Below are 8,397 nucleotides of genomic sequence, written 5' to 3'. Positions count from 1 at the left end.
CCCGGGAAAAATAGTGGTCGAGTGGGGGGTACGGAGGTGATCGGGGTCCGGCCCGTTCGGGCCCGATGCCCACGCCGGGATTGACGGCCGCGGCGATCCGCGAGTGCCTTCGCCGCTGCGGCCGGATCAGGCATCCGGCGATCGACGAGCCCGCCGTCCGGACTTCCGGCTACTGGCTGCCGAGTCGTCGAAAAGCCGGGGTCGGGCCCTCAGGCCTGCGGGGCGGCTGCCTTCTGATCGCGGACCACGTTCCGGGCGGCGAGGGCGCCGCTTTCGAGAGCACCCTCGACCCACCCGACGAACGAGGGCGCGATGTCGCTGCCGGCGAAGTAGACACGGCCGTGCGGCTTCTGGATGTCGGGGACAGCCGATGACAGCTGTCCCGGACGCATCATCATCCAGGTGCCCTGAGAGAATTCGTCGTCAGCCCAGTCATGCCCGTCGGTGTCCACGACCTCGAGGTCGGGCACGTACGCGCGCAACGCGTCCTGGACTGCGTCCTTGTCGTCGGGGTCGATCGCGGTGGCGTCGGGGCAGAAGCACACGATCAAGGTGTCACCGTCGAGACGGTATTCGGTCATGGCGATGGTGATGGGGTTGGCCCCGAGCGGGGCGTAGGCGGTGAACGCTTCGATCTCGCCCTTGGCTCGGACCCACATCTTGCGGTTGCGCATCGGGTGTCCCTCGTCGGCGAGGCGTTGGGTGCCCTCGCTCAACGCGGGCGAGAATTCGATCGTGTTGAGGGCGTTGACCGGGACGGTCACGATGACGGATCTGGCGCGGATCGTCTCCCCCGCCCGGGTGGTGACGAGCACTTCGTCGCCGTCGTTCGCGATGGTCGACACCGGAGTCGACAGCCGGATATCGGCGGAGGACTCGGCGGCGATCGCTTCGATCAGGCTTTTGGTTCCGGTCGCGATGCGCCAGTAGGCACCCGATTCCCAGAGAGCGCGCCAGTCTCCGAAATACAGTGCGGCCCAGCGGAGAATTTGCGATACCGCCTGCTGGTCGGGTGCGGCCACCGTGTAGGAGAGGATGCCGTCGAGCATGTCGCGTTCGGCCGGGTCGAGATCGAGTCGCTTCATCCGGTCGGTGAAGGTCTCCAGATCGATCTCCCCGATGTCCGTGGTGTGGACGTCGTGGGGATACGGGAAATGCTCGCGGGCGTCCTCGACGAACCGCTCCATGCCCGGGCCGGCGAGGGCGTCGAATTCCGCTTCGGTGCCCGAGTGCAGGGCGCCGTCGGCCAGCCAGTGGACGCGGTCGATCGGCACGGGTGTCGACAGTTCGAGGCCGTGGCGCTGCATCTCTCGCCACAGGTTCGGCTGGGTCCAGTGCACGTAGGCGCCGCCGAGTTCCACCGGCCGCCCGATCTTGTCATCGGTGTAGGTGCGGCCACCGATGCGATCGCGTCCTTCGAGAACGACGACCGACTTTCCCTTCGCGGTCAAGTCCCGGGCGGCGGTGATGCCGGCGAATCCGGCCCCCACGACAACTACGTCAAATACTTCGTTCATCGACACTCTCTCCTTCATCAACTATGAGCGCGACCACAACCTAACACCCCATAACTTCATATACTAGAGGTTATTGTTAATTCTTTGGATTTTCGCTTCCCACGTTCCGGTGGGATTCGGAGGTAACGCAACTAGATTCCGGCCGGATCGCGCACCTGTCCCTGCTCGGCCGGCGTGCCGCGTAGTCGTATGCACCCGACGAAGTCTGGTGCTGATGGACGCGTCCCCGTCGGCGTCATGCGCTGCACCCGCCGCTTCTGTGATGAAGATGCCGAAAGGGCCGCCGAACACCGTTCTCCGCGCCCACCGTCTGACAGGGTCGGTGCGGGGAAGGGTCGTTCGGCGGCCCGTAACCAGCCGTCGGAGTGGGAGGGTACGAACGAACCGTCAGACGGTGACGAGGTGAGCCGACTCGAATCCGTGTGCGTGCGCGACGGGAGCGTAAGTCACCTGCCCGGCGTGGGTGTTCAGACCCCGTGCCAGCGACTGATCGTCGTTCAGCGCCTGCTCCCAGCCCTTGTTCGCCAGGGCGAGGGCGTACGGCAGTGTGACGTTCGTCAGGGCATAGGTTGAGGTATGGGGCACCGCGCCGGGCATGTTCGCCACACAGTAGAAGATCGAGTTGTGCACTTCGTAGGTGGGCTGGGCGTGTGTGGTGGGGCGTGAGTCCTCGAAGCACCCACCCTGATCGATGGAGATGTCGACCAGCACCGATCCGGCTTTCATCCGGCTGACCAGCTCGTTGGAGATCAACGTCGGGGCCTTGGCGCCGGGCACCAGCACCGCACCGATCACCAGGTCGGCGCCCAGGACCGCGTCTTCGATCGCGTAGACGTTGGAAGTAACGGTGCGCAGGCGCCCCTGGTAGATCCGGTCCGCGGCGCGCAGGGTGTCGACATTGCGGTCCAGCAGCGAGACCTCCGCGTGCAGGCCCAGTGCGATCGCCGCGGCGTTCATCCCCGAGACACCGGCACCGATCACGACGACCTTGGCCGCCGGCACCCCGGGCACCCCGCCGAGCAGCACGCCGCGCCCGCCGCCCGCCCGCATCAGGTGGTAGGCGCCGGCTTGCGGCGCCAGCCGGCCGGCGACCTCGCTCATCGGCGCCAGGAGCGGCAGGGCCCCGGTCGGGGTCTGCACCGTTTCGTAGGCGATACCGGTCACCTGACGTTTCTGCAGCTCTTCGGTCAGCGGCTTGTCGGCGGCCAGATGGAGGTAGGTGAACAGGACCTGCCCCTCACGCATCCGGTGATACTCCGGCGCGATGGGTTCTTTGACCTTCAGGATCAGGTCACCGCTGGCCCACACATCGTCGGCAGAGGAGAGGATCTTCGCGCCGGCGGCGAGGTAATCCTCGTCCGGGATCGACGATCCGACCCCGGCCGACTCCTCGACGAACACCTCGTGCCCATGCGCGACAAGTTCGTGGACACCGGCCGGGGTGATGGCGACGCGGTACTCATGGTTCTTGATTTCCTTGGGAATGCTGACCTTCACAGGACCCTCACTTCGATCTTTTCTTGGTTTGTCGAGACGGGTGGTGATGCAACGGCGGGGCACGAGTCGGCGGGCGCGGCAGGACACGCACCAGGGGACGAGACCGCGGCGCGCCGCTTCCGGGAGTGGGCGGCGGACGAGGGCTCAGCCCACGGCCTCGAGAAGGGCCTTGTGCCGCAACCGTTGCGCCGGCGTGCCGCCGGCGATGACGACCCCGGTCATCGTGGACTCTCTGAAGTAGCCCACCACGACACCGGCCGATGCCCATCCCGGGGTGAATCCGCCCTCCAGGACCTCGATACGGTCTGCGTGGTCGGTGCGCCCGAATCCCTGGATCCTGACGTCGAACTGGTCACTCCAAAAGGCTGGCAGCGGCGTAAACGGTGCCGGATCCCCGTCACCGCTGTCTGCGGGGCTCAGCCCGCGGATCAAGGTGGTGGCGGCACGCTGCGCGGTGTCGGCGGGGACGCACCAGTGTTCGACGCGACGCGGGGTGGGGCCGAATCTCGGGTTCGGGAATCGGGCCACGTCTCCGACCGCCACCACTTCGTCGCGCCCTTCGACGCGCATCAGGTTGTCGCAGAGGACGCCGTCGGACAGGTCCAGGCCGTTCCCGTCCAGCCATTCGACGTTGGGCCGTGACCCGACGGCCTCGACCAGCACGTCGGCCTTGAGTTCGGTCCCGTCGTCGAGAATGACCGTACCCAGCGTCTCGAGATCCGATGGCCGTCCGACCAGGGCCGATACCGACCTGCCCAACTCGAAAACCACGCCCCGCTCTTCGTGGAAGGTCTGCAGGGTGCGGGCGAGTTCGGAGCCGAGCGGGCGCAGCATCGGTGCGGTGAACGGCTCGACGACACTGACGCGGCATCCGACGCGGCGGGCACTGGCGGCGACCTCACAACCGATGAAACCGCCGCCGACGACCACCACCGAGGCTCCCGCGGTCAGCTGCTCACGCAGTGCGATCGCATCGTCGAGGGTGCGCAGTACGTGCCGCTGCGAGCCGAAACCGTCGATCGGCAATCGGCGGGGCCGCAGACCGGTGGCGACGACCAGACCGTCATAGGCGAGCGGGCGCCCGTCGGCGGTGTACACGACGCGGTCCGCCAGCACGGCCCCGGTTACCTCGGTGCCCGTCACCCAGGACACGTCCTCGACGTGCGCGCGCCGACGCAGGGCCACACCCGGATAGTTGACCAGGTCGGTGGCGCCGAGTGCGCCGGCGTCGGAGGCGACCAGGACGTTCTTCGACAGCGGCGGACGATTGTAGGGCAGGTGAGCCTCGGCGCCGACCACCGTCAGTTCACCCGACCAGCCGTGCACGCGCAGTTGCTCAGCGGCGCGCAGTCCGCCGAGGGACCCTCCGACGATGACAATCCGTGGTGTCATCGGTTAATCGTCCACACGGATCGCCTGGACGGGGCACACGTCCGCGGCCTCTTCGACGGACGCGCGAAGGGATTCGTCGGGCGCCGGTTCCCAGACCAGCCTCCCGTCGTCGTCGAACTGAAATACCGTCGGCGCGCTGAAGATGCACTGTCCGTGGTCGGCGCATACCGCCGTGTCTACGGTGACTTTCATGATGGGGTCTCACTTCCCTGAGTGGTCGGTGGCTGTACCGCGCTGGGTACGGTCGTTGTCTGCCGGGGTTCCCGGACGGGTCAGGAGCCGGAGCGGGGGTGGTGTGCCCGGCCGTCGATGTGGTCGAGGAATGCCCGGAACAGGGGGGTCATCGGGTCCTGTTCGGGATGCCACAACACACCGAGCGCGAACCCGTGCGCAGGGGACTCGACGGCCTCGATCACCCCGTCCGGCACCGAGTGCGCACTGACCGTCAGCCCGGTGCCGAGCCGGCCGACGCCTTGGTGGTGGGCGGAGTACACGGTCGCGGTGGCGGACTGGTAGGCGTCCGCGGCGACCGTGTCCGGGACGAGGGTGACCTCGTGCTTGCCGAACACACCGTCGTGGGCGGCGTGATCGTCGTGGGCCAGCGAGTCCGGCAGGTGCTGGTCGAGCGTTCCGCCGAAGGCGACGTTGAGCATCTGCATGCCGCGGCAGATGCCGAGGATCGGAATATCGCGTTCGAGGGCGCGGCGGGCCACCGCGAGCTCGGCGAGATCGCGCGCGACGTCGGGTTCGGCCGTGGCGGTGTGGGCGGCGTGGCCGTACGTCGCCGGGCCGATGTCACGTCCCCCGGCCAGGACGACCGCGTCGACGAGATCGAGTACCTGGTCCGGGTTTTCGGTGATGTCGTCATCGGCCGGGAACAGCAGCGCGGTCCCTCCGGCGCGCCGGACGGCCTCGATGTAGGTGGTCGGCAGCATCGCGGTGGGGATGTTTTTCCACATCCCGAAGTCGCCGTGTTCGACGCCGACGACGATGCCGACCTTCACGCGCCCGGAATTGGCGGAGTCCATGGTGCTCACCTCAGCCGATCGTGAAGGGGTCGCGGGTGGCGCCGGTCAGTTCGACCCACACCGCCTTGGTTTCGGTGAATTCGAGGACTGCCTCGGGCCCGTTTTCTCGGCCCCATCCGCTGCCCTTGAAGCCGCCGAACGGTACGCCCGGTCCGACCACGCGGTAGGCGTTGATCCACACGGTGCCGGCGGTGACGGCGGCCGCGACGCGGTGTGCGCGTTGCAGGTCACGGGTCCACACGCCGGCGGCCAGGCCGTATTTCGTGCCGTTGGCCCATTCGAGTGCTTCGTCCTCGGTGGAGAAGCGTGTCACGGCGAGGACCGGGCCGAAGACCTCCTCCTGTGCGATGGGCATGTCCGGCCGGACGTCGGTGAGCACGGTGGGCTGGACGAACAGTCCGCCGCGGCTGGTTGATCGGCCACCACCGGTGGCGACGGTGGCGCCGTCGGCGACCGCCTTGTCGATCATTCCGAGTACCGAGGCGAGTTGCCTCTCGTTCGCCACCGGTCCCATCTCGGTGGCCGGGTCCGTCGGGTCGCCCAGCACGATGGTCTGCGCGCGGCGCACGATCAGTTCGACCAGTTCGTCGTGGATGGATTCGTGGACCAGCAGGCGTGAGCCGGCCAGGCAGGTCTGCCCGGTGGCGGCGAATACGCCGGCGATGACACCGTTGGCGGCGGCTTCCAGATCCGCGTCGGGGAAGACTATTTGAGCGGACTTGCCGCCGAGTTCGAGCAGCACCCGGGTCATGTTCTGCAGGGCCGCGCGGCCGACCTCGATACCGACGGCGGTGGAACCGGTGAAGGCGATCTTGTCGATGCCGGGGTGGCCGGCGAGGGCCTTGCCGACCTCCGGTCCGGTGCCGGTCACGACGTTGAAGACACCCGGAGGGAAGCCGGCCTCGTCCATGCGCTGGGCGAATTCGAGGGTCGAGGCGGGGGTGTAGTCGGAGGGTTTGACGACGAGGGTGCAGCCGGCGGCGAGGGCGGGTGCGAGCTTCCACGCCAGCAGCATCAGCGGTGAGTTCCAGGGCAGGATGGCGCCGACGACGCCGACCGGCTCGCGGCGGGTGTAGATGAAAAAGTTGGGGCGATCCGACGGCAGGGTGTCGCCGCCGAGTGTCTCGGCGATTCCGGCGTAGTACCGGTACCACTGGGGCAGATAGGCCATCTGGGCGGCCATTTCGCGCAGCAGTTTGCCGTTGTCCGTGGTCTCGATCGCGCCGAGTGTGGCGGCATCGCGTTCGAGAAGATCCGCGAGGGTGCGCATCAACCGGGCGCGCCCGGCGCCGGTGGTGGTCGACCACGGCCCGGTGGTCAGGGCGGCGCGGGCGGCGGCGACGGCGCGGTCGACGTCGGCGGCGCCGGCGTCGGGGGCGGTCGACCACGGCTCCTGGGTGTAGGGGTTGGTGGTGGCGTAGCGGGCCCCGGAGTCGGCGGGGACCCAGTGCCCGTCGATGTACATCTGGTATTCGGGCAGACCTGTGGTGTCGATCATGCTGCTCATCAGGTTTCTCCTCGGGTCAGTCGGTCTGCAACGAGAGCGCCGCGGCGTCGACAAAGGTCGAGCGAAGGATGGTCTCGATCTCGGCGAAGTGTTCGGGGCCGGCGATGAGCGGCGGTGCCAGTTGGACCACGAGATCTCCGCGCATGTCCGCGCGGCAGATCAGTCCCCGCCGATAGAGTTCGGGGGCCAGGAACGCCAGCATCGCCTTGCCCTCGGCCGGCGAGAAGCGTTGCCTTCTCGCGGGGTCCTTGACCAGTTCGATCGCCCAGAAGTAGCCCGCCCCGCGCACGTCACCGACCAGGGGAATCTCGCGCAGCGACTCGAGCATTCCGCGCAGCACCGGTTCATTGGCGCGCACGTTCTCGAGCATCTTCTCGCTCTCCATCAGCTCGATGTTCGCCAGCGCGACCGCCGAGGCGACCGGATGCCCACCGAAGGTGACACCGTGGGCAAACACGTTGTTGTCGGTGAGGAATGGCTCCATGACGCGGTCGGAGGCGATGACCGCGCCCATCGGCGCGTACGCCGAGGTCAGGCCCTTGGCCGTGGTGATGATGTCGGGCACGTAGTCGAACCGCTGGGCGCCGAACCACTCGCCCAGCCGCCCGAACGCGCAGATGACCTCGTCGGAGATCAGCAGGACGTCGTACTGATCGCAGATCTCCCGCACGCGCTGGAAGTAGCCCTCCGGCGGGACGAAACAGCCTCCCGAATTCTGCACCGGTTCGAGGATCACCGCCGCGACGGTGTCCGGTCCCTCGAACTCGATCCGTTCCCGGATCGCCTCGGCGAGCGAATCGACCGCCTGCGGGTCCAACCGGTACACGTTGGTGTTGCTCACGTGGCTTCCGCCGATGGGCAGCGGTTCGAACGGGGCCCGTGCCGGTGACAACGCGGTCGCCGTCAGCGCGCCGAGGGTGGTGCCGTGATAGGCGGTGTTACGGGAGATCACCTTGTACTTACCGGCTTTGCCGCGAATCTTGTGGTATTGCCGGGCGAGTTTGAAGGCGGAGTCGACGGCTTCGCCGCCGCCGCCGACGAAGAACACCCGGTTGAGATCGGCAGGTGCCAGGTCGGCGATCTTGGTCGCGAGCTCGATCGCGCGGGGATGAGCGAAGGACCACGTCGGGAAGAAGGCCAATTCGGTGGCCTGCCTGGCCGCGGCCTCGGCCAGCTCGGTGCGGCCGTGGCCGACGTTCACGCAGTAGAGCGAGCTCAGGCCGTCGAGGTACCGGGTCCCGTGCTGGTCCCACACATAGCAACCCTCGCCGCGGACGATGATCGGGACTTCGACCCCCTGCGCATACGCGCCCATGTTGCTGAAATGCATCCAGAGATGCCTGCTCGGATCGGAATCGACGGTGTGTACGGGATTCGCACTCAACTCGACTACCTCCATTCCTACTTTCAACCGAATATTGTCTTCTAACTTCTAGTCTTATATGTTTGATTTATG

General features: G+C 67.3%; 7 protein-coding genes. All 7 read right to left on the bottom strand.

Going from position 1 to position 8,397, the window contains the following annotated elements:
* Nucleotides 1–209: 209 nt before the first annotated feature.
* The 7 genes from ACFTZB_RS09395 to ACFTZB_RS09365 all read right to left on the bottom strand — a co-directional run bounded on the left by ACFTZB_RS09395 (nt 210) and on the right by ACFTZB_RS09365 (nt 8,340).
* Nucleotides 210–1,517 carry a flavin monoamine oxidase family protein gene (locus ACFTZB_RS09395; RefSeq protein WP_378431250.1) on the bottom strand — a complete coding sequence of 436 codons (1,308 nt, stop codon included), beginning with the start codon at nt 1,515–1,517 and terminating at the stop codon, nt 210–212.
* Between the two features lie 387 nt (nt 1,518–1,904).
* Nucleotides 1,905–3,014 carry an alanine dehydrogenase gene (gene ald, locus ACFTZB_RS09390; protein ID WP_378431249.1) on the bottom strand — a complete coding sequence of 370 codons (1,110 nt, stop codon included), beginning with the start codon at nt 3,012–3,014 and terminating at the stop codon, nt 1,905–1,907.
* 144 nt (nt 3,015–3,158) lie between these two features.
* Nucleotides 3,159–4,406, bottom strand: a complete 1,248-nt coding sequence (locus ACFTZB_RS09385) for an NAD(P)/FAD-dependent oxidoreductase (protein ID WP_378431247.1) — start codon at nt 4,404–4,406, stop codon at nt 3,159–3,161.
* A 3-nt stretch (nt 4,407–4,409) separates the two neighbouring features.
* Nucleotides 4,410–4,598 carry a ferredoxin gene (locus tag ACFTZB_RS09380; RefSeq protein WP_378431246.1) on the bottom strand — a complete coding sequence of 63 codons (189 nt, stop codon included), beginning with the start codon at nt 4,596–4,598 and terminating at the stop codon, nt 4,410–4,412.
* 80 nt (nt 4,599–4,678) lie between these two features.
* Entirely contained in the window at nt 4,679–5,434 is a 756-nt protein-coding gene (locus ACFTZB_RS09375) for a gamma-glutamyl-gamma-aminobutyrate hydrolase family protein (RefSeq protein ID WP_378431244.1), read from the bottom strand.
* Between the two features lie 10 nt (nt 5,435–5,444).
* Nucleotides 5,445–6,932: an aldehyde dehydrogenase gene (locus tag ACFTZB_RS09370; RefSeq protein WP_378431253.1), complete on the bottom strand. Its 1,488-nt coding sequence runs from the start codon at nt 6,930–6,932 to the stop codon at nt 5,445–5,447.
* A gap of 25 nt (nt 6,933–6,957) precedes the next feature.
* Entirely contained in the window at nt 6,958–8,340 is a 1,383-nt protein-coding gene (locus ACFTZB_RS09365; RefSeq protein WP_378431252.1) for an aspartate aminotransferase family protein, read from the bottom strand.
* Between the last annotated feature and the right edge of the window lie 57 nt (nt 8,341–8,397).

The sequence above is a fragment of the Rhodococcus sp. NPDC057014 genome (assembly GCF_042673295.1).
Taxonomy (GTDB): domain Bacteria; phylum Actinomycetota; class Actinomycetes; order Mycobacteriales; family Mycobacteriaceae; genus Rhodococcus_F.
The sequence above is the reverse complement of the archived record's forward strand: the minus strand, read 5'-3'. Positions and strand labels throughout refer to the sequence as shown.

Bases quoted from the DNA above. Each gene is read 5' to 3' on its own strand.
- ACFTZB_RS09395 (WP_378431250.1), bottom strand. From the start codon at position 1,517: ATGAACGAAGTATTTGACGTAGTTGTCGTGGGGGCCGGATTCGCCGGC.
- ACFTZB_RS09385 (WP_378431247.1), bottom strand. From the start codon at position 4,406: ATGACACCACGGATTGTCATCGTCGGAGGGTCCCTCGGCGGACTGCGC.
- ACFTZB_RS09380 (WP_378431246.1), bottom strand. From the start codon at position 4,598: ATGAAAGTCACCGTAGACACGGCGGTATGCGCCGACCACGGACAGTGC.
- ACFTZB_RS09375 (WP_378431244.1), bottom strand. From the start codon at position 5,434: ATGGACTCCGCCAATTCCGGGCGCGTGAAGGTCGGCATCGTCGTCGGC.
- ACFTZB_RS09370 (WP_378431253.1), bottom strand. From the start codon at position 6,932: ATGATCGACACCACAGGTCTGCCCGAATACCAGATGTACATCGACGGG.
- ACFTZB_RS09365 (WP_378431252.1), bottom strand. From the start codon at position 8,340: ATGGAGGTAGTCGAGTTGAGTGCGAATCCCGTACACACCGTCGATTCC.